The organism is Natrialba swarupiae, assembly GCF_008245225.1.
Classification (GTDB): Archaea; Halobacteriota; Halobacteria; order Halobacteriales; family Natrialbaceae; genus Natrarchaeobius; species Natrarchaeobius swarupiae.
In genome coordinates, this window is record NZ_VTAW01000042.1 from 1 (window position 1) to 19,363 (window position 19,363).

The following is a 19,363-nucleotide window of genomic DNA, read 5'->3' on the forward strand; positions in this document are numbered from 1 at the left end:
CCTCCTCATTCCTCTCAAAAAGATGCCTCGATAAGTCGCCGCTGTCACGTGGTTTCTCGCTTAGCTAAAGACGGATAGAGGCTGTGATTGATGATGAGCACCACCCGTAATGCGATCCGGAGCCGACCGGTCCTGTCGTATTTCGTTCTCACCCTCGGCTACAGCTGGGTGATTTGGGCACCGATGCTGATACTCCCGGGACCAGGGGATATCGGACCCGGCGAGGCAGACACGATAATCTGGGTCGGCGTCTTTCTCATGTACCTCGGAGGGTTCGGTCCGCTCGTCGCGGCGGCGATCATCGTGAAATTCGGCGGGGGAGACTTGCGCACTTGGGCCAGTCAGATCGTAAAATGGCGAGTGAGTCTCCGCTGGTGGCTCGCCACCCTGGGCCTTCCCATCGTTGCCGTCGCTGGGGTCTCTGCACTGTACATCACATTCGGTGGTCCGTATGATTTCGGAGCGCTGACGGTACCGATCCTATCGTACCTCCCTCTACTGTTGTTCACGTTGATTTTTAGTGGTGGTCTCAACGAGGAACCAGGGTGGCGTGGCCTGGCGCAGCCGTTGCTACAGGAGCGATATTCGGCGGTAACGTCGAGTCTCGTGGTCGGTGTCGTCTTTGCCTTCTGGCACTTACCGCTGTTTTTCGCCCCGGTGGCACCCCACTCGGACTACCCGTTAATCAATACGTTGCTGTACTTCCCGACAGTCGTCGTCTGGTCCGTGATCCTCGGCTGGCTGTACAACAACTCTGCAAGCGTCCTCCTGGCGATGTTCTTCCACGCCGGGTTGAATGCGTCGGCAGGCTTGATTCCATTTGATCCCGATGCTATCATCATCGACGACGTGATCCAAGAAGAGTACGTGGAACTGATCGCGGGGCTTAACTTTGGCGTCTATCTCCTCATCGGTCTCGTGATAATTGCACTGTACGGCCGGAAACAGCTCGCACGAGGTGACATTCCGACAGGAGAAGTCGCGGGCTTCAACCCCCAAGCGAACCCAGTACAAGAAGCAACGATAAACGACAAGTGAAAGACGCATCTCGGGAAGACGTATTCTCGCCGAGTTTCTCTTGTTCGCGTTCGGGATCACGTGGTTGAGTGCTCTTGGCAGGTTTGTCTTTGACGTAGAACTCCGGAGCCTCATTGGTTCGTGATCCTGCTACGAAATCACTGATGTATTCGTGCCTTGAGTTCAGCACGTCTCCCTCAATCTATCCAGTAGCTGGCAGAAAGCGCCTGCAACATCCAGAGCATGTAGTCAGCACTCGCCCTCGATCATTAGTCAGTGGTTGTTTCTGAAGATTCGACATACTGTTGTGTCGCATAGAATCCGATGGCGTAGATCCCGAAAGCAAACGGTCCAACAGCGAAAATCCCGATTGAAAAAATCCCGACCGAGAAAACCCCCGCGGAGAAGATTCCGACTGAAAAGATGCCTGCGGAGAGCACACCAAGACTGAAATTCCCCGCCGCGAGGAATCCGAATGCCGATTGGCCAGCGGAAAGTACCTCGTATCCTGCCACAGTCTCGATCCCGGCCAGCGTCAACACCAACGCAATCCCCAACAACCCAAGTGCAACGATACCACCCGAGTTTTGCCAGTCAGCGTCCATACGTCACGATTTGTCGGGTGTCATGTAAATCTTTCCGAGAAATAGGAACTCAGTCAGGATAGAGTAGCTGGTGCTGCATACGCGCTGTGTATTCAGCACGCTTCGCTTGACCTATCCAGCAGCTGGCAGAATGGTCGTGCAACACCCAGAGGTCATCGTCAGTAAAAACGGAGCCTGTGGAAGGGCGGAGACGGTTGCTGAACCGTCAGCCCGATTCATCAACGAACGCGAGTACTTCACTCGTGAACCAGTCCGGTGCGCTGGCGACTGCGCCGTGGCCGTATCCGTCGATGCCGACGACCCGGACATTCGGGAGCGCGTCGGCGACCGCATACGTCGCCTCGAGGAGCCAGTCTGCCGTCTCGCTGGCCGTCAACAGCAACGTCGGGACGTCGAACTCGGCGAACCTGTCCGGGTCGAACTGGTAGTCGGCTTCGGTTGTGGTTTCCATCTTGGGGATTACGGTCTCGACGAAAGTCTCCACATACTCCGGCCATATCGGATGGTTGTACAATCCCTCGACCTCCTCTCGAGTGCACCCGGCGGCCTCTTTCAGGAATGTCGCCAGCGCCCGATCGGGGTCTCCCTCGTTCAACATGGCGACCATCGTCTCGAAGCCCTCGTTGGCGCGAGTGCTTTCGAACCCTGGAATAGGGGGTTCGTGCAGGGCCAGTGTGCGGATGTTGTCGGTTCGCAGGGCGGCCTCCAGCGAGTAGAACGCGCCGCCGGACTCCGCGACCACCTGCACGGGCTCGTCGATCGAGTCGACGACCGCGACTATGTCCTCGAACTCCCGTTTCAGTTCGAACTCGCCGGGGTCCTCGCTCGCGCCGTGGCCGCGACCGTCCATCGCGTAGACGGTGTGGTGTTCGGCGATAGATTCTCGAACGCCGGAGACGTCCCAGAACCTGTGGTCGATGTCCGCGCCGTGGACGAGCACGAGGGGCGGTCCGCTCCCCGTTCGATGGACCGCAAGCTCGGTTCCATCGGTTGAGGTGATCGTTTTCGTGTCGGCTGATGTCGGTTCGGTCATGGGTCGGTCACCTTTCTGCACGTAGGACGACGAAAGGTACGATAATGAGACTATTTAGTGAAATATTGCACGGCGTGCAACCGAACCGCAGAGACGGATCGGTCTGGTCTTCTATGGCGATGTAAATTGCTCCGGTACCGGTGTGGCCAACACCTCCTCGTCGACTGACCGAGCCTCGCTGCGGTACTCCTGAAAGACGGATTTCGCCCACTCTCTGGCCTCGGGTGCAGCAGTATCGAACCATGCACGGAAGGCCCTGGTTTCTGGATCGTGACAGCAAATCGCGACACGGTCATCAAAGATATCGATACCACACCGTCGCGTGTCGGGGAGGTCGTCGTGAACGAGGATGTTGCAATGCTCTAGGTTGGCCGTTTGCTGGAATAGTTCGGGATTCCAGTTGATGATTGCTGACAGGCACGTTGCGGGGTAGATGAATTCCATTTCCATCCCGTCGAGCGCCTCTCGAGTGAACACCTCGTACGCAGCCCCTTTGAATATCGTCGCCCCAAATCCGCGGAGTGAGTCGTTCTCTTCGTACAGTTGGATGACCCGTTCGAGGGGTTCGTACGGGTAGCCAGTGGGAGGATAGGCGATAACGGCATCTGCAAACAACTCCGGGGAGAACCCCTCCATTTCCCGCGGAAGCCACTGCCAGACAGCCCTGAGCTTTCCTTCGATCTCCATCGCGTCGCACAGGTCCGCGAACTGGTCGGCGACGTATTCACCAAGCGGTGTCAGTTCATAGGTCGGCCCGTTCCGTTCGATCCAACGCCGCTCTTCGAAGTCACTGAGTACGCGTCCAATGGTCGAGGAATGGGCTCCAGTCATTGATTCCAGGTCCCGTCGATCATGGCCTCCCTCTGCGAGTGCCTCGAGAACTCCAACGCGATGTTTCGAGCTCGCAATAAATTCGATTTCCTCGATGAACGATCCCATGTTAGTTGTTCACACGGGAACGATATTACATCTTCTGGAGCAGATAGGGCTGTTGTATCACATCGCGCCTGGAAGGTGCCAGAACTATCGATGGCAACTCCGGGACCAATACCATCTGGACTACCCCATTACAACGGATTCAATCGGGCCAATATCCAGTGCCACAGTCGCGCTGTGAGTTCAGCAGAGTCTGATCTAACTGACAAATTATTGCCAAGAATGGGCTGCTGAATCCAGAGGATGTGTGCAGCACGCGTCGATTTGAACCCTCTACTGACCGTACCTTAACATTTTCAAAGATAAGTTTATTAAAGCAAGCAAGATAACACTGCACAAGACAAAATGACGTTTTCATTTGATACCACTTACAAAAATTTGGACTCGAGCCTCTATTCGAGAGTAACGCCGGAAAGTATCACCAATCCAGAAATATTGGTTCGTAATCACGGGCTCTGTGCTGACCTTGGATTGGATCCAGCGGAACTCAATGCTACCATTCTAGCAGGCCAAGACCTCTTGGAAGAACCAATCGCCCAGGCATATGCAGGCCACCAGTATGGGAGTTTTACCGTCCTGGGCGACGGGAGAGCGATGATACTCGGCGAACATGTACACGATGGTCGTAGATACGATATTCAACTGAAAGGGTCCGGTCGAACGCCGTACTCGGGGAGAGGCGACGGCAACGCAACTGTCAGCTCGATGCTCAGGGAGTATCTGTATTCGTATGCGATGCAGAATCTACATATCAAAACATCGAGGAGTCTGGCGGTCGTCGAAACTGACGAAGCGATTCAACGACGACGGACGGAACCTGGAGCCATTCTTGTCCGGGTGATGAACAGCCACATCCGATACGGGACCTTTCAGTATGTAGCAGGCCGAGCAGCCGACGAACTACAGCGATTCACTGACTACGTTATTGACAGACACTACCCACAACTAACTGCAACGGACCGTTCATACGTCGAGTTCTTCGATGCAGTCATGCAGTCGTCGATCGAGATGGTTGTTGACTGGCTGCGTGTCGGATTCGTCCATGGCGTGATGAATACGGACAACATGAGTATCGATGGAGAAACATTTGATTACGGGCCCTGTGCGTTCATGAATTACTATGATGAGGAGGCGGTCTTCAGCTCGATCGACAAGCACGGGCGATATGCGTTCGGCAACCAGCGACCCATTTTGCGGTGGAATCTCGAACGCCTCGCAGAGGCGCTCCAACCGCTGTGTACACGAACGGCGCTCACGTATGATGAAATCAAAGATAAACTGGACGAATTTGACGATCGATTTGATGCCCAATACTACACGATGATGCGAAAGAAGTTGGGGATCACCTCGGATGGCGAGGAAGCACTCGTTGATGAGTTCCTGGAGTGGCTCCGCAAGTCGAACGCAGACTATACCAATACGTTCCTCGAATTAGAGGCGCCCGGTACGTTTGATGACCCAGCGTTTGCAACTGGAGAATTCGAACGGCTTAGAACTAAATTGGCTGCTGTCGGCCTAGATGAGGAGTTGATGCAGGAAGCCAATCCCCGGTACATTCCCCGCAACTACCTGGTTGAAGAGGCACTGAATGAGTATCTCGAAACTGGGACTCTATCCAAATTCAAGGAGCTATTGTCCGTGTTGGAAAACCCCTATACATCGAAGGATATGGGTTCCCAATTCCAGCAGCCACCGCCACGAGAATTCGATACGGAGTATACAACGTACTGTAATACGTGAGCCGATACTACCAAAGTAGGCATACTCATCAATTCGCTATTGCTCAGGCGAGAACACAATCATTTACTGTCGACGAACTGCTGGGCATCACCGATCGAGAGAGCAGTATTTACAAATGCAAGATTCGAGCCCTATATCTTGCAGAGACTCAACGATCTACCGAACTGTTGTCAGAAGCAGCCTTCAACATTCAGAGCATGGACTCAGCAGGGAACAGCGGTGTGATTTAGCGGTCTTCACGCTCCATCTCGACGGACTCTGGGGGATCACTCGTTTGTGGACCGTCAGCAGTCCGTTGAACCGATTCTATATCATCGACTTCGAGGAGTTGTTGGATTTTGTATTCAAACTCGGCCTCAGACAGTTCACCTTCCGCATACCGCCGTTTGAGTGTTTCAAGCGGATCTTCCTCGGAGTTATCTCCGTACTGCTCAGCTTTCTCTTCTCCCCACCACTCCTCTATAGCCTCCTGATCTCCGATGAGTAACGCGATGAGAGGAGTGATGAATAACAGACCGATTAGACCGGCGATGAGTAGCCAAAACTCAGTGAATAAGCCGATAATCATGAGTGAGACGAAGAGTAGACCGAGTATCTCCGTTGCATTGCCCCTGAGGCGACTCAAAGAGGACTCCTGAGGCATATACAGACACATGGACTGCTCGGTAGAAAAAGTCACCTCTCCGTCAGCTTCTCACGTTGACTTCAGCTTCCGTCTGATCCAGTTTCAGTACCTCACAAGGCGTCTTTGGCTAACTCAGTCTGAAGCCGCAGTTCTGTCTTGCTGAGTCATGATCGACGGGAGTTCGACTCTGAGATCGAGTGAAGCTATGCGGATCTGTCGCTGTCGGCGGCGCTCAGCCGCCGACGCGACGGAGTTGACACTCACGAACGGGGCATCCTCGGTCGGTGGTTACCGGTTGAACCGATCGTCCGATGGTCGATTCGCGGGGACGGTCCGACGCACCGCGAGGGCCGTCCACGCTGCCCGTCTGATCATGTTGATGAACTCCTTGAACGGCCAGGACCAGAGGCGACGCCCGCCACGGCGGGGCGTCGCCACACACTCCCAGTGGAGATACCGCCAGACGTTCTGTAACAGCAGGCTCACCACGACGTACAACAGCCGGACGACCGGATCTTGTGTCGATGTCGTCGCAATACTCTGCTCGGACAACCGGTAGCTGGCCTCGATACCGAAGCGTTTCGCGTAGTGGTATCGGGCGTCTCGTGGCGTGTCGATGAACGGCGCGTCAGCGGCGTAGCCGTGACGCGCCACCCCATGTTCGTCGTACCGTCCGTTCTGGTAGGTACAGTCGATGTAGACGGGTAACTCGACGGTCTAACTGTGACCGTCGAGTTTCCCCGTCAGGTCGTGCTCGATCACGCGACTCCAGCCTTCGGAGAGTTCCCGCGTGATCGTCTTTCCCCAGCGGACGATCGGCATTACGTAGGCGTGGTTGTGCGCCTGAAGCAACGTGAGGCACTTGCTGTCGTAGAATTTACGGTCGAGGTAGACAGCCTTGACGCTGAAGTCAAGGCCGTCGAGCACACCGAGAAACTCGGCGAGGACGCTGCTGGCAGTGTCACCGTCTTCGAGACGGCGCACTGCCAGCGTGAACCGCTTGTTCGTTACACGCGCGTAGAGTGTGGCATAGGCATGGAATGCGGTGGTTCCACGCTTCGCTTCTGAATGATAGAGGCCGTCTGTCTCATCCTCGTTACCGTAGTAGGGCCGCAGGTGGAGGTCTGCGCAGACCTCCATCTGCTCGGGAAGCACGTCGAGAACATCCTTCTGAAACAGCGTATTGCCGATCCGTTCGACTGACTCTAGGTCGAACTTCTCGCGGAGGTGGTACAGAACCGTGTTGTGGCGGGGTGAATCTTCGCTCTTCTCGCAGAGTGTCGAAACCGAGGTCCCGTCGGCGCACGCGCCGACGAGGACCTCGCGGACGTCTTCAACCGTCGTTTCGGCGTTGGGAGCGAGATCAAGCTCAACTTCCTCATCAATCGTGTTGACGAGGAAGTTAAGAACCTGGTCTTCGTGGATTGAACCGTCTGCTTGCTGGGTTTTGAACACACCTTCTGCAAGCAGGCATCCTTCCTAGTTGCTTACTATTTAGCGGAGAGTCTCACGAACAAGTCGGCGTCGTTGAGTTGCTTTGTGAAGTACTGAGGATGGATACTGACGTCACAGTACACATTCGTATCGAACACGAGGACACGAGCGATGTACTGCTCGAGGAGACGGTCGAATTCGACGTAGAGGAACACGTCACTCTCAACGACGACGTGGAATTCCCGTATGGCGAGTATCAGGCAGAGTTCGACGGGGACGACCTCCCCGAACAGGATACGTGGGAAATCGCTTGGGAGTTGGACTGGGCGTACGAGACCGGCGACGACTATCCAGTCCAGCTCGACGATCACGGCGTGTTTATCGATCCTGTTGCTCGAAACACGTCGTTTGGACCGTGTTCTTGGGACGGTGACGGTAGCGTCAGTTCGGGTGACTACTGATGCGTCCAACAGGGTTTGCGTACGTCAGGTTCCGTCGTTCCATTGGGCTTTCTCGTCTCGGAATACCGCTGACGCTCCGGTGAAGACGTAACGCGTCGCAAGTCAGGACCGGCGCGAACTGTCGGGTGCGAGCGCGTCGTCGTAGACCGTCACGAAGAGGTTTTCGAGCTCCTGGCGAGTGGGTTTGCGTGGGTTGTTTGCCGGAGATCCCGAGTCGAACGCGTCCTGGGTCATCTGGGGGACAACCTCGAGGTACTCCTCGCGGGAGGGGACCTCGCCGAAGTCGTCGAGGTAGTCGGTGAGGGAGATGTCCTCGCAGAGTTGTTCGATGCCGTCGCTGGCCTTGCGAGCGGCCACGCGAGCGGACTCGCTCTCGTCGGCGACACCGAGGATACGGGATACTTCGGCGTACTTCTCGGGTGCAGCCATCTGGTTGAACTCGACGACGTAGGGGAGGATGAGACCGTTCGCGAGACCGTGTGGGACGTGAAGTTGTGCCCCTAGCGGGCGGGCCATGCCGTGAACGAGCGCGACCGACGAGTTACCGAAGGCTTTGCCGGCCTGGAACTGTCCGATTATCATCTCCGTTCGGGCCTCGATGTTGTCACCGTCGGACCAGACTACCGGGAGCGCATCGACGATCCGGACCATGGCGTTACGGGCGTACTCGTCGGTGACTCCGTAGCTCTTGACGGACGTGAACGCCTCGATGGCGTGGGTAAAGGCGTCGATACCCGTGAAGGCGGTGTGGCTCTTGGGAAGCGAGCGAGTCAGTTCGGGATCTTCGATGGCGACGGTCGGAACGATGTTCTCCGAGACGATGATGAACTTCGTTGCGGTAGACTCGTCCGTCAGGACGGCCGTCCGCGTCGTCTCGCTTCCGGTCCCTGCGGTGGTATTGACGACGATGATCGGTGGCGTTGGATTCGGGACACCGCCGTATCCGGCCTCGTCGACCCCGAAGCTCCGGATGTCGCCCTCGTTGGTCGCCAGGATCCCAACCGATTTGCCGGCGTCGATCGACGAACCACCGCCGAGTGTGACGATAACGTCACAATCTTCCTCCCGCCAGACCTGAAAGGCCTCCCGGACGTTCTCGACTGTCGGGTCCGGCCGAACGTCAGTGTACAGGACCGTCTCGACGCCGCTGGATTCGAGCGCCTCGACGATCCGGTCGCCGTGGATGTCGTAAATTTCTTGTGAGGCGAGGAGGAGAGCCTTCGTTCCGTAGCGATCGGCGTACTCGCCGACCCGTTCGCTCGCGTCGATACCGAAGAGCGTTTTTCCGGGCGAGACGACGGTTCGCGTTCCGTGCGTCGGCGCTGGTTCGGACATGCTCTCTACCCACGGTGAGCGTGTGGAAAAGCGTTTGTTCGTAAGTGTACGACAAGTAGCCGTCGAGGGATCAGTCGATCGGGATCCGCCTCGAGGAGCCGGTCGGCGACCGGATCGGGACGGTCACCCTCCGGAGGCCCTCGTTGCCCTCCAGCGACGCGAGCGTTCGGCGGACGCCGTTGTGGTGGCCGACGCCGAGTACGGCGACGACGTCGTAGCCCTCGAGTCGGAGCGCGTGGAGCCGTTCGGCCATCGCTCGGTCCCGGCGATCGATCACCACTTCGGCGAGTTCGGGGACGACACGGCGTAGGAGGTCGATCGCCGGCTGGACGTCGTCGCCGTGTTCGATCTCCGCGAGCGGGGGTGAGAGAGGGGCAACCGAATCGGCTCGCCGGCCCGGATCGGGGCGAGCAGCCCGGATCAACACTCTCGGGATCGTCGCCGGCCCGACCCGGGAAGCGATCCCCGAGATCGTCTTCTCGATCGGATCGTCGACGAGCGCGACGTCGGTGTCGAGTTCGGCGGCAGTGTCGATCGCGACCGCCATGTCGGTCGTCTCGAGGTCGAGCCCGTAGAGCCGGCCGATCGTCCGCTGAATCGCCCGGACCGCGGTGTAGATTGCCGCGGGGATCGGCGTTACCGCTCGAGCGAGATCGGCGAACGACGGGTCGACGTCTCGGTCGAAGTACTCGAACCGACGAACGTCGAGTTCGACCGCGACGAGATCCGGGTCGGCCTCGCGGATCGCCCGCCGGACGCGACGGCAGTGACTCGCAGAGTAGTGAACGCTGGGGACGAGGGTGATAGAACCGTTGGCGGACACGCACCGACGTACCACTACGACGCTCTTGAAAGACGGGGGGTGTCTCAACTAGCGGAATAGTGGCGAGACGTCCGAAAACGGTACAACTACCCCAGGTACGGATCGGTATGCCGGTGTACCGATGAGGGTGCTGTCCGAGCCGCGACCCCGCTGGAAACGGCGTACGTACGTAGCCGTATCAGGGTCAGTGCCCAAAGCGTACGTACGTAGCCGTATCAGGGCCAGAGTCCGCGGATATCGTGTGCTTCGGCGATCCGCGAGAGCGCGACGACGTACGCCCCGTCGCGCCAGGTGACGTCACGTTGTTCGACCTCCTCGCGGACCGCGTTCCAGGCCGTCACCATCTCGGAGTCGAGTTCCTCGTGGACCCGCTCGAGCGACCAGCGCCGTCGGTTGATATCCTGGAGCCACTCGAAGTAACTGACGGTGACGCCGCCGGCGTTGGCGAGGATGTCGGGGACCACCGGAATCTCTCGTTCCTCGAGGATCGCGTCGGCAGCGAACGTCGTCGGGCCGTTTGCCCCCTCGACGACGAGATCGGCGTCGACGGCGGCGGCGTTGTCCTCGGTGAGGACGTTTCCGACAGCGGCCGGGACGAGGACGTCGACGTCCAGTTCGAGCAACTCGTCGTTCGAGAGTCGCGAGACGTCGGTCTCCTCCGCATAGCGGGTGACAGCCTCCGGCTCCTCGTCGTGGGAAGGGATCGCTCCGACCTCGAGGCCGTCTGGGTCGTAGATACCGCCGTTGACGTCGCTAACCGCGACGACATCCGCCCCCCACTCGTCGAGCAGGCGGGCTGCGTTGGCGCCGACGCTGCCGAATCCCTGGACGGCGACGGTGGTTTCCGAGAGCGGGTAGTCGAAGTACTCACAGGTTTTGCGGGTGACGATAGCGACGCTTCGTCCGGGGGCCCGCTCTCTGCCCTTCGAGCCGCCGATCGCGGGAGGCTTGCCGGTGACGACGCCGGGAATCGTCTCGCCCTCTTGCATGCTGTAGGCGTCCATCAGCCACGCCATCGTCTGCGGGTCAGTCCCCATATCTGGTGCGGGAATATCCTTCGTCGGACCGATGACGCCCCGAATCTCCTGCATGAACCGACGCGTGAGCCGTTCTTTCTCGTCGGCGCTCAACGATTTCGGGTCGACGACGACGCCTCCCTTGGCGCCCCCGAAGGGGATATCCATCACTGCACACTTCCAGGTCATCCACATCGCCAGCCCGACACACTCGTCACGGGTAACCTCCGGATGGTACCGGAGTCCGCCCTTGTAGGGCCCCCGAACGCTGTCGTGTTGGGCCCGGTAGCCGGTGAAGACGTCGACCGATCCGTCGTCACGCTCGAGTGGGACGGTCACCTCGTGGACCGCCCTCGGATAGCGGAGGCGCTCGTGGATCGCGTCGTCGATCTCGAGGTTCGATCGAGCTCGAGCGAGTTGTCGACGGGCGGTCTCGAGTGCAGTCTCCGGTTCGTCGCTCGACGATTGCTGCGGCTCAGCCGTCGAAACGTGTTGATCCGTCCCCATCGTTATTCGATCGGTGTCCGTCGATTGCGCATATCGGCACCGCAGTTGGGACACGCCTCGGGTGCCAATGCGATGACGACCGTACCGCAGTCGAAACACTCGTAGGTCGATTCTTCGCCGGGATCGAGTTGAACGTCTTTCATGGATATCGTCGACGAGCGAATCGCGGGTGCGATCGTCGCATCTAGGAATATTAGGGATATTAAGATCAGGTTGTTCGTTGAATATCTAGCATCGGATCTCGACTATGGTTCACTATTCAACCCCACTTCGTCACCCAGCGCGTGAGCCGTGCCGTCGAACAGTGCCTCGAAGAGTTTCCGCTGGGCCGTTCGCACGTGCTGGTAGAACGCCGCCGGAGAGATCTCGAGTGTTTCCGCAACGTCTTCCCCCGATCGAGCACGCGGCGACTCGAAGTAGCCGCCGTAGTACGCGAGCTGGACGACCTCGAGTTGTCGGTCGGTGAGTGTGTCGAGGAGGTCGGCCCGGCCGTCGGCTCGCATCGTGCGGTCGACGGTCTGTTTCGAACGGAGGTCGACGTCCTCGAACTCGCTCGAGACGATGTCCGCACTCTCGCGAGCGTCGACGGAGCTCGGAACGTCCACGACGATCCGTGCAAGCGACGGCGTCGCCACGAGGCGTCGCAAGACAATACCGTGATCGGCGAGCCGGAGTGCGAAAAACGGTCGACTGAGCACGAGTCGGACGGTTCCACCAGTTCGGTCACCGTCGTCCGCGGGCGACGGTCCACCGTCGACGACCTGGGCGTCCTCGACGGCGACGAGATCCGCAGCCGCAGCCACGACGTCGGTGGCCGATGCCCCCTCGACCGACGCGAACACCGTCGCTCCGTCGTCGTGCTGTCGTACGCCGCCATCGAACCAGAGCGTACAGTCGGCCCGTTCGGCGAGCCGGGTAAAGACGGAGCTCTCGTCTCGAACCGCGAACTCGAGGCGGTTGCTCGAATCCGAGAGGAGTGCACTCTTTCGCTCCACCGCGGCGATGGCGGAGGCGATCGTCTCGCCGAGTTCGTCGAAGACGGACCGTGTCACGTCGTCGAACGCATCCGGCCGATCGGCGTACACCGTCAACACCCCGTAGGTAAACTCGTCGTAGGACAGTGGAACGCCGAGTACCGACTGGTACTCCGCGGCGAGCGCCTCACCTCGCCACCGTTCGTCGCGAAGTCCGTCGACGACGTTCGAGACGACCGTGACCTCGCGGTCGATCGCCGTTCTCACGGCTGGCTCCGTCGCGTCGCCGGTAAGCGACAGCGAGACGCTATCGAGATACTCCCGACCACGTCGCGGACCGCCGTAGGCGCACACCTCGAGATGGTCTCCCCCGTCGTCGGACGCACCGATCCAGGCGACGGAGAACCGATCGGCTGCGGTAAGTCGATCACAGACCGCCTGCTCGATCTCCTCGCGCGTCTCCGCCTGGACCAGTGCGGCGTCGATCTCGCGGATGAGTTCGTTGATCCGGTTGAGTCGGGTGAGCTGGCGGTTCCGCCGCTTGAGCTCCCGATCGCGTTCCCGAAGCGTTCGCTCGCGCTCGACCCGGTCGAGGGCGGCCTCCGTCGTCGCCGCGAGTAGGTCAGTCAGCTCCCGGGAGGCGTCGTCGAACTCGTCCGGCGACGACGATCCAACGACGAACACGCCGTGGTCGCCGAGCGGAACGAACGCGGCGCTTCTGACGTCGGTCGTCGGGTTCGAGAACGCCGCGGCGTCGGTGATGTCCTCGAAGAACCGGCTCTCTCCCTCGAGGAAAACGGCTCCGAGGACGTTCTCGTCACCGACTCGCTCAGCCGAGAGCGGGCCGTGGAGCTCCGCCATTCCGGAGGAGTGTGCCGCCGGCTGGAGGACGTTGTTCTCGGGATCGAAGCGGTAGATCCCGCTGGCCTCGAGGGCAAGGACGTCCGTGGCATCCCCCACGACGAGATCGACGATCTCGCGGTCGGTTTCGGCGTAGAGGAGTCGCCTGGTCGTTCGATGGAGGGCAGTGAGCGCCTCGTCGCGGCGCTTGCGTTCGGTGACGTCGCGACAGCTGTACAGCGTCGTTCCGTCCTGAATCGACACTTCCCGAACGTTCACGAGCAGGGTGTGTTCGCGTCCGGCCTCGTCCGTCGCCGTACACTCGATGTTCGTCAGAACGCCCTCCTCGGCGAGTTCTTCCCGGTCGAACAGCTCCGCTCCGAGCAGTTCGTCGATCGTCCCCATCTCGTGGATCTCGTCGTCGTCGTAACCGAAGATGAAGTGGACGTTCGGGCAGACGTACGTGAATTCGCCGTCGTCGTCCGTGACGAGGACGGTATCGGTCATGTTGTTGAGCGTCACGCGGTGGAGTTCTTCGGACTCGCGAAGCTCCTGCTCGAGGCCAGCGCGCTCGGTTACGTCCTCCGCCCGGACGAGCACCGAGCTGACGGTTCCGGTCTCGTCTCGGACCGGTCGAATCGTGACCGACAGGGTTCGTGAGCGGTCACTATCCGCCCGGTCGATCTCGGCGGAGACGTCCTCCGAGCCGTCGTTTTCGCCGGATGCCGTCCACGGAAGCTCCCGCCGAACGACGGACCCGTTGGCCGCCGTCTCGAGCGCCTTTCGGAGCATTGCTCGCTCGTCGTCGCTCTCGCGCCACGGCGACACGTCGGGGAAGGGGCGACCGACGACGTCGGTTCCGGTCGCATCGATCGCCTCGAGTGCGACCTCGTTCGCCCGGCGAACCCGTCCGTCGGGTTCTAAGAGCCATGATTGTGTCTCGCTATCCTCGAACACCGCTGTGAACCCGTGGGCCCGCGACCGTCGGCGACGTCGCCGGCGACCGGTCTCGATCGCACGTTCGATCGCACGACCGCGCTCCTCGGGGCTCCGATCGGCGGCGACGTACTCCGTCACCCCAGCCGTGATCGCCTCACTGGCGAGCGATTCGTCGCCGTCGACCGGTGCCAGGACGACCGGAAGCGTCGCATCGCGTTCTCTGATCGCCTCGAGCAACTCGAGTCCGCTTCCGTCGACCAGCGTCCGCCCCGTCACCACGCAGTCGATCGGTCCGTCCGTAACCCGCTCGAGCGCGTCGTCTATCGTTTCGACCGTAGTCACGGTATCGGCACCGTCGTCGGTTCTCCACCGCGCCGGTTCGGTCGATCCATCGCTCGAGTCGCGATCCGTCCCGGCGGTATCCGATTTCGCCACGAGAAGGTGGGCGTCGGCGATCGGTCCAGAGACCATTCACCGCCAGTACGAACTCGGGGCGATAGAAACCATCGGTCGGCCCCCGGGCTGATGGGGAAGGGCATTACTCGGGAAGACCAGACCGAGGGCGCTTGTTCGAGGCGGGCAGACCGGGGATGTTTGCTCGAGTCCCCCGATACCAACTCACCCGAGCGGGCACGCCGACTACTCTGTCGGTAAGCGTTCGCGTGACACCGCGGAGTTGTACGCCCAGAGAACGACGTTCCCCTCGAGGTCGAACGCGTCCCGCTCTCGTGGAATCGATACATAGTAGTGGATATCTCACAGCGCCTTCGACATCGAAACCACCATAATTGTGGAAGACTGCTCATCGAGTATGAACCGTGCCGAGAAAGCCGCCCTCCAGTTGCGCGCCGTTGACGTGTTACGAATGTTAAAGGAGACGCGAACCTACGACGAGTTGGCCGCCACTACCGGCCTCCCCGCTGGCGACCTCAATCGGTACGTGAACGGTCACGTTCTCCCCGGTGTTGACCGCGCTGGCGACGTCGTCGAGGATCTCGGACGGGAAGCGCTGGCCGCGGAACTCGACGCCCGCATTCGCGTCGACGACGAGGGGTACGTCGACAACACCGCCACCGTCTTCGATCAGCCGTTTCTCGACCTCGTCGCGCCGGTCGTCGCCAACGCCTTCGCCTTCGGTCGGCCGGACGTCGTGCTCACCGCCGCCACCGACGGAATCACGCTCGCCGCCTCACTCGCCAGTTACTACGGTACCCGCTGTGTGTACGCGAAAAAGCGCAAGGAGACGGCCGTCGAGGAGTTCATCGAGGCCCGCGAACGACTCGAGTCCGGCATCCAGCTGACCTACTACCTCCCGGAGTCGGCCATCGATCCCGGGGAGTCGGTGCTGGTCGTCGACGACCTCATCCGCTCGGGTGAGACCCAGGAACTCCTGTTGGACATCGTCGAGACCGCCGACGCCGACGTTGCCGGCGTCTTCGCGCTCATTGCCGCCGGCGAGGACGGCATCGAACGCGCACGCGAGCGGACGGACGCGCCAGTCGGCTCGCTGACGATCGTCTGATCGGCGACTTGCTTCGATCGTCCCGTCGACGATCCGAGACGCACTCGAGTCCATCCTCTATCGTTCGAAACCGTCGTTTCGAGGGGTTTCACTCCTCGTAACCGCCATTCGCCTCACCGTCACTCGAGTTCGCCCGCCTCGAGGTCGTCGAACAGCACCTCGACGCGACTCGAGGGCCGTTCGGGACCTAACCGTTCGTGTGTTCGACCGTGTGCCAACTGTTCGCACCAATAGTCCGGAACGCCCGCTCGAGATGCCACATCAGCCGTCGCGGCCGACGCCTCGCGACGAAGCCGGACCTACTTCAGCCGTTCCCCGCAGTGTGGACAGTACTCGTACTCCGACTCCGATTCGTCGTCGGTTTGGTCCATGAACCCTGCCGCGAGAATCGACGCCGGCAGTGCGAACAGCCCGATGCCGAGCAAGGCGATTATCCCGGTCAGGAACTGGCCAAGGGGCGTAACCGGCGTGACGTCGCCGTAGCCGACGGTCGTCAGCGTGATGAACCCCCAGTAAAACGAGGCGGGAATCGACGAGAAGACCTCCGGCTGGTGGGGGTGCTCGACGAAGTACATGACACTCGAGGCGAGCGTCAACAGCAACACGTTCGCGAACAGTGCCAGCAGGAGTTTCTCTTTCTCCCGATAGAACACCAGTCCGAACGACCGCATGGCACTCGAGTATCGCACGAGTTTCAACAGCCGGAAGAGACGCACCAGTCGGATCGCACGGAGGAACCGAAGATCGGTCTGTACCCCCGCAGCCGAAAGGTAAAACGGCAGGATTGCGATCAAATCGATGACGATCAGGGGCCGACTCGCAAACCGAAGCCGTCCGGAAATCGGTCCCTCGTAAGCCGGATCGTCGACGGCAGCCCACACCCGGCCGAGGTACTCGACGGTAAAGATCGCAACCGAGAACAGCTCGAAATAGTGGAAAAACGGACCGTACGCGGCCGCGATGGTGTCGACCGTCTCGAGGATAACCGCCGCGACGTTGGCGGTAATAAGCGCCATGATGAACCAATCGGTGTAGTAGCCAACCGTCCCACCTAGCTCTGGTTCGAACAGCTTCCGTGTTCGACGACGAGCATCCACATACCGACCGGCACTCATAGAAACGGTATTTCAGTAGAGAATTATTAGTGTTCTGCTAGGAGAGCGGATTTTCGTCAACCAGCATTCACGCCGATAACTGCACCGTCGCTTCGAACGCACGCTCGGTGTTCGAAGGAGTGTCCACGGGTTCCCGACGTGTCGGGAAACGTCTGTATTTAACGGGGGGAGAGGTAACACGAGACGAAGGTCTCACGAGCGAGGTTGCACACCGGGTCGGCGTCCCAAGACGTTACCGGACGATCGTTACGGGGACCGGCGAGCGCCGAGCGACGTTCTCGGCGACGCTGCCGAGTAAGATTCGACTCGCACCGGTCCGACCGTGGCTGCCGATGACGACGTGGTCGACGTCGCTTCCCTCGACGTAGTCGACGATCGAACGCGAGACGCTGCCGATAACCTGTTCGGTCTCGAGGTCGTGGTCGTACGCCGCGGCCTGTTCGCGTGCTCGCTCCAGGATCCCTTCGGCACGGTTCTCGTGTTGTTTTCGGATCTCGTCGTAGTTCGCCATCGCGCCGCCTTCGATGCCAGTAGCCGCGTAGAAGTCGCCCGGATCGAGGACGTGGATCGCGGTGATCTCGGCGTCGGGATACTCTCGGCAGGCGAACTCGAGTGCGTCGGTCGATCGGTCGGATTCGTCGATTGGAACGAGAACGTGGTTCGTCATGCTCGCCGCTACGCAGCGGCGGATCATAAATTTCAGCCTCGGACAGCGTCCGCTGGCAACTGTCGAAAGAGTGAAAATGAAACGAGCGGACGCGAGAGGTTACTTCGCGCGGCCCTGACCGCCAGTGTTCGACGGTCGGACCTTCTCTGCGCCCTTGCCACGGTTGTTGAGGCCACGGTTGGCCGTTCCCGCGTTCGTCAGACCACGGAACGCGCGGTTCTGGTGGGCATCGTCACAGATCCAGTTGAGATCGTCGTCGTTTTCGATCGCCGGGTGGTTCGGATCGACGAGGATCACTTCGAACCACTTCTGGGAGCCGTCTTCACCGACCCAGTAACTGTTCAGCACACGGAGGTTGGGGTACTTCCGGGAGACCCGTTCCTCGCCGATGCGCTGGATGTTCTTTCGTCGGCCGATGCGGTTGACGCCCTGTCGCTTCGAGCGTCGGCCCGCCTTGTGTCGCTGCTTGCGCGCCGTCCCCTTGCGGACGGAGACGCGAGCGACGACGATACCCTGTTTGGCCTTGTAGCCGAGTTCGCGTGCTTTATCGAGTCGCGTCGGGCGATCGATCCGTTCGATCGCGCCCTGCTTGCGCCACTCCTGTTTGCGTTGCCACTGTAGTTCCCCGAGTTTGCCGTCGTCGGGGTCCTTCCATGCCTCCTTGATGTGGGAGTAGAAGCTCTTTGCCATGCGTATCACCGCGGGCGTTTCCTGGTTCAATCCCGACCGGGGACGGTCCCCGCGGATCACATCCCGACCTGCGGCGAAGCCGTGCAGGTGCCCGCTGATGCCCGCGACCCAGCGAGTCGGTCGATTCTACCCAGCGTTCGGGTATAAGCGCTTCGAACCTCGAGTCGAACTCGAGTCGAGACCAACGTATTTGTCGTCGGGGGGAGTACAGCGTGACATGAGATTCGTTATCGTGGGGTACGGGCGAGTCGGATCACGAACGGCACGCATCCTCCTCGAGGAGGGTCACGAGGTCGTCGTCGTCGACGAGGATTCCGACCGGATCGAACGCGCGGAGCGAGCGGGGTTCGACGCTTGCCACGGCGACGGCTCGGACGAGAACGTTCTCGTCGACGCCGGCATCGACGGCGCTGGTGCGATCGGCGCGTTCACGCCCGACTTAAACGTCAACTTCGCAGCCTGCATGGTCGGGAAACACTACGGCTGTCGGACGGTGCTTCGGATCGACGAGGACTACCGCGAGGACATCTACGAAAGGTACGCCGAGGACGTCGACGAGATCATCTACCCGGAGCGTCTGGGTGCCGCAGGCGCGAAAACCGCGATGCTCGGCGGCGATTTCGACGTCGTGGCCGATCTCGCGGCGAATCTCCAGCTTACGGTCCTCGATGTTCCCGCCGGATCACCTGCGGTCGGGAAACGAGTGAGCGAACTCGATCTCCCCGATTCCGCTCGGATCTACGCCCACGGACGCGAACGCGAACCGCTGACGATCCCGCTCCCGGGCACCGAACTACGGGTCGGCGACGAGGTCGCGGTCATCACCGAGACGAACTCACTCGAGCGCGTGCAGGCAGCGCTGTTGCCCGCCAACGGGTGAGAAGATCGCTGTCACTGTCGGTGAGAGAACGGCGAGCAACCAGTCGACGGCGAGTCGAACGGAAACCGGTCGCGGGCCACCTCGAGTCGAGGTCGCGTAACCGATCGACAGCAGTTCCGTTCGACGAGAGCGTGTCATAGAATCGATCACAGGGTTTTGAGCTTCGTACGTCCGGGATTGTGTCCTCTTTCGTAGTTGGTGACT

The 19,363-nt window shown here is 60.2% G+C and carries 18 protein-coding genes and 1 pseudogene; 5 read left to right on the forward strand and 14 right to left on the reverse strand.

Annotation, left to right across the window (positions count from 1 at the left end):
• The first annotated feature begins 90 nt into the window (after positions 1-90).
• A complete protein-coding gene (locus FYC77_RS18720) occupies positions 91-1,038 on the forward strand; it encodes a CPBP family intramembrane glutamic endopeptidase (protein WP_149083023.1) in 948 nt (315 codons plus the stop codon).
• A gap of 248 nt (positions 1,039-1,286) precedes the next feature.
• Here FYC77_RS18720 and FYC77_RS18725 read toward each other — a convergent pair whose 3' ends face one another.
• From FYC77_RS18725 to FYC77_RS18735, 3 genes are all read right to left on the reverse strand, one after another.
• Positions 1,287-1,622 (reverse strand): hypothetical protein, encoded by a 336-nt coding sequence (locus FYC77_RS18725; RefSeq protein WP_149083024.1) that lies wholly within the window; start codon positions 1,620-1,622, stop codon positions 1,287-1,289.
• Between the two features lie 205 nt (positions 1,623-1,827).
• Positions 1,828-2,655 carry an alpha/beta fold hydrolase gene (locus FYC77_RS18730; RefSeq protein WP_149083025.1) on the reverse strand — a complete coding sequence of 276 codons (828 nt, stop codon included), beginning with the start codon at positions 2,653-2,655 and terminating at the stop codon, positions 1,828-1,830.
• A gap of 111 nt (positions 2,656-2,766) precedes the next feature.
• The gene (locus FYC77_RS18735; RefSeq protein ID WP_149083026.1) at positions 2,767-3,594 is read right to left on the reverse strand and encodes a helix-turn-helix transcriptional regulator; all 828 of its coding nucleotides are present in this window, start codon (positions 3,592-3,594) and stop codon (positions 2,767-2,769) included.
• A 342-nt stretch (positions 3,595-3,936) separates the two neighbouring features.
• Between FYC77_RS18735 and FYC77_RS18740 the strand changes: the two genes are divergently transcribed.
• Entirely contained in the window at positions 3,937-5,331 is a 1,395-nt protein-coding gene (locus tag FYC77_RS18740) for a protein adenylyltransferase SelO (RefSeq protein ID WP_149083027.1), read from the forward strand.
• Between the two features lie 226 nt (positions 5,332-5,557).
• Here the strand turns inward: FYC77_RS18740 and FYC77_RS18745 are convergent, their stop codons facing one another.
• Complete coding sequence (locus tag FYC77_RS18745) at positions 5,558-5,974, reverse strand: SHOCT domain-containing protein (RefSeq protein ID WP_162354561.1); 417 nt, start codon at positions 5,972-5,974, stop codon at positions 5,558-5,560.
• Between the two features lie 270 nt (positions 5,975-6,244).
• Positions 6,245-7,411: pseudogene (locus FYC77_RS18750) on the reverse strand (ISH3 family transposase).
• Between the two features lie 98 nt (positions 7,412-7,509).
• Between FYC77_RS18750 and FYC77_RS18755 the strand changes: the two are divergent.
• On the forward strand, positions 7,510-7,851 hold the full coding sequence (locus tag FYC77_RS18755; protein WP_149083029.1) for a hypothetical protein: 342 nt from the start codon (positions 7,510-7,512) through the stop codon (positions 7,849-7,851).
• 102 nt (positions 7,852-7,953) lie between these two features.
• Here FYC77_RS18755 and FYC77_RS18760 read toward each other — a convergent pair whose 3' ends face one another.
• From FYC77_RS18760 to FYC77_RS18780, 5 genes are all read right to left on the reverse strand, one after another.
• Positions 7,954-9,186: an iron-containing alcohol dehydrogenase gene (locus FYC77_RS18760; RefSeq protein WP_149083030.1), complete on the reverse strand. Its 1,233-nt coding sequence runs from the start codon at positions 9,184-9,186 to the stop codon at positions 7,954-7,956.
• Positions 9,187-9,256: 70 nt separating this feature from the next.
• A complete protein-coding gene (locus FYC77_RS18765; RefSeq protein WP_149083031.1) occupies positions 9,257-10,009 on the reverse strand; it encodes a TraB domain-containing protein in 753 nt (250 codons plus the stop codon).
• Positions 10,010-10,224: 215 nt separating this feature from the next.
• Entirely contained in the window at positions 10,225-11,532 is a 1,308-nt protein-coding gene (gdhB, locus tag FYC77_RS18770; protein ID WP_149083032.1) for a glutamate dehydrogenase GdhB, read from the reverse strand.
• 2 nt (positions 11,533-11,534) lie between these two features.
• Positions 11,535-11,675, reverse strand: a complete 141-nt coding sequence (locus FYC77_RS18775) for a rubrerythrin-like domain-containing protein (protein ID WP_149083033.1) — start codon at positions 11,673-11,675, stop codon at positions 11,535-11,537.
• Positions 11,676-11,777: 102 nt separating this feature from the next.
• A complete protein-coding gene (locus tag FYC77_RS18780) occupies positions 11,778-14,756 on the reverse strand; it encodes a bacterio-opsin activator domain-containing protein (protein ID WP_149083034.1) in 2,979 nt (992 codons plus the stop codon).
• Positions 14,757-15,096: 340 nt separating this feature from the next.
• Here FYC77_RS18780 and FYC77_RS18785 point away from each other — a divergent pair, with 340 nt between their 5' ends.
• A complete protein-coding gene (locus FYC77_RS18785; protein WP_149083035.1) occupies positions 15,097-15,807 on the forward strand; it encodes a phosphoribosyltransferase family protein in 711 nt (236 codons plus the stop codon).
• Positions 15,808-15,926: 119 nt separating this feature from the next.
• Here FYC77_RS18785 and FYC77_RS20240 read toward each other — a convergent pair whose 3' ends face one another.
• From FYC77_RS20240 to FYC77_RS18800, 4 genes are all read right to left on the reverse strand, one after another.
• On the reverse strand, positions 15,927-16,067 hold the full coding sequence (locus FYC77_RS20240) for a hypothetical protein (protein ID WP_162354562.1): 141 nt from the start codon (positions 16,065-16,067) through the stop codon (positions 15,927-15,929).
• A 39-nt stretch (positions 16,068-16,106) separates the two neighbouring features.
• A complete protein-coding gene (locus tag FYC77_RS18790; RefSeq protein ID WP_149083036.1) occupies positions 16,107-16,922 on the reverse strand; it encodes an ion transporter in 816 nt (271 codons plus the stop codon).
• Positions 16,923-17,154: 232 nt separating this feature from the next.
• Positions 17,155-17,589: a universal stress protein gene (locus FYC77_RS18795; protein ID WP_149083037.1), complete on the reverse strand. Its 435-nt coding sequence runs from the start codon at positions 17,587-17,589 to the stop codon at positions 17,155-17,157.
• Between the two features lie 99 nt (positions 17,590-17,688).
• The gene (locus tag FYC77_RS18800) at positions 17,689-18,279 is read right to left on the reverse strand and encodes a 50S ribosomal protein L15e (protein WP_149083038.1); all 591 of its coding nucleotides are present in this window, start codon (positions 18,277-18,279) and stop codon (positions 17,689-17,691) included.
• Between the two features lie 217 nt (positions 18,280-18,496).
• Between FYC77_RS18800 and FYC77_RS18805 the strand changes: the two genes are divergently transcribed.
• Positions 18,497-19,159, forward strand: coding sequence for a potassium channel family protein (locus FYC77_RS18805; protein WP_149083039.1), 663 nt, complete (start codon positions 18,497-18,499; stop codon positions 19,157-19,159).
• The last annotated feature ends 204 nt before the right edge of the window (positions 19,160-19,363 follow it).

What these genes read in the sequence shown, in the direction of transcription:
- FYC77_RS18720 (WP_149083023.1), top strand. Translation starts at nt 91, where the DNA reads ATGATGAGCACCACCCGTAATGCGATCCGGAGCCGACCGGTCCTGTCG.
- FYC77_RS18725 (WP_149083024.1), bottom strand. Translation starts at nt 1,622, where the DNA reads ATGGACGCTGACTGGCAAAACTCGGGTGGTATCGTTGCACTTGGGTTG.
- FYC77_RS18730 (WP_149083025.1), bottom strand. Translation starts at nt 2,655, where the DNA reads ATGACCGAACCGACATCAGCCGACACGAAAACGATCACCTCAACCGAT.
- FYC77_RS18735 (WP_149083026.1), bottom strand. Translation starts at nt 3,594, where the DNA reads ATGGGATCGTTCATCGAGGAAATCGAATTTATTGCGAGCTCGAAACAT.
- FYC77_RS18740 (WP_149083027.1), top strand. Translation starts at nt 3,937, where the DNA reads ATGACGTTTTCATTTGATACCACTTACAAAAATTTGGACTCGAGCCTC.
- FYC77_RS18745 (WP_162354561.1), bottom strand. Translation starts at nt 5,974, where the DNA reads ATGCCTCAGGAGTCCTCTTTGAGTCGCCTCAGGGGCAATGCAACGGAG.
- FYC77_RS18755 (WP_149083029.1), top strand. Translation starts at nt 7,510, where the DNA reads ATGGATACTGACGTCACAGTACACATTCGTATCGAACACGAGGACACG.
- FYC77_RS18760 (WP_149083030.1), bottom strand. Translation starts at nt 9,186, where the DNA reads ATGTCCGAACCAGCGCCGACGCACGGAACGCGAACCGTCGTCTCGCCC.
- gdhB (WP_149083032.1), bottom strand. Translation starts at nt 11,532, where the DNA reads ATGGGGACGGATCAACACGTTTCGACGGCTGAGCCGCAGCAATCGTCG.
- FYC77_RS18775 (WP_149083033.1), bottom strand. Translation starts at nt 11,675, where the DNA reads ATGAAAGACGTTCAACTCGATCCCGGCGAAGAATCGACCTACGAGTGT.
- FYC77_RS18780 (WP_149083034.1), bottom strand. Translation starts at nt 14,756, where the DNA reads ATGGTCTCTGGACCGATCGCCGACGCCCACCTTCTCGTGGCGAAATCG.
- FYC77_RS18785 (WP_149083035.1), top strand. Translation starts at nt 15,097, where the DNA reads ATGAACCGTGCCGAGAAAGCCGCCCTCCAGTTGCGCGCCGTTGACGTG.
- FYC77_RS18790 (WP_149083036.1), bottom strand. Translation starts at nt 16,922, where the DNA reads ATGAGTGCCGGTCGGTATGTGGATGCTCGTCGTCGAACACGGAAGCTG.
- FYC77_RS18795 (WP_149083037.1), bottom strand. Translation starts at nt 17,589, where the DNA reads ATGACGAACCACGTTCTCGTTCCAATCGACGAATCCGACCGATCGACC.
- FYC77_RS18800 (WP_149083038.1), bottom strand. Translation starts at nt 18,279, where the DNA reads ATGGCAAAGAGCTTCTACTCCCACATCAAGGAGGCATGGAAGGACCCC.
- FYC77_RS18805 (WP_149083039.1), top strand. Translation starts at nt 18,497, where the DNA reads ATGAGATTCGTTATCGTGGGGTACGGGCGAGTCGGATCACGAACGGCA.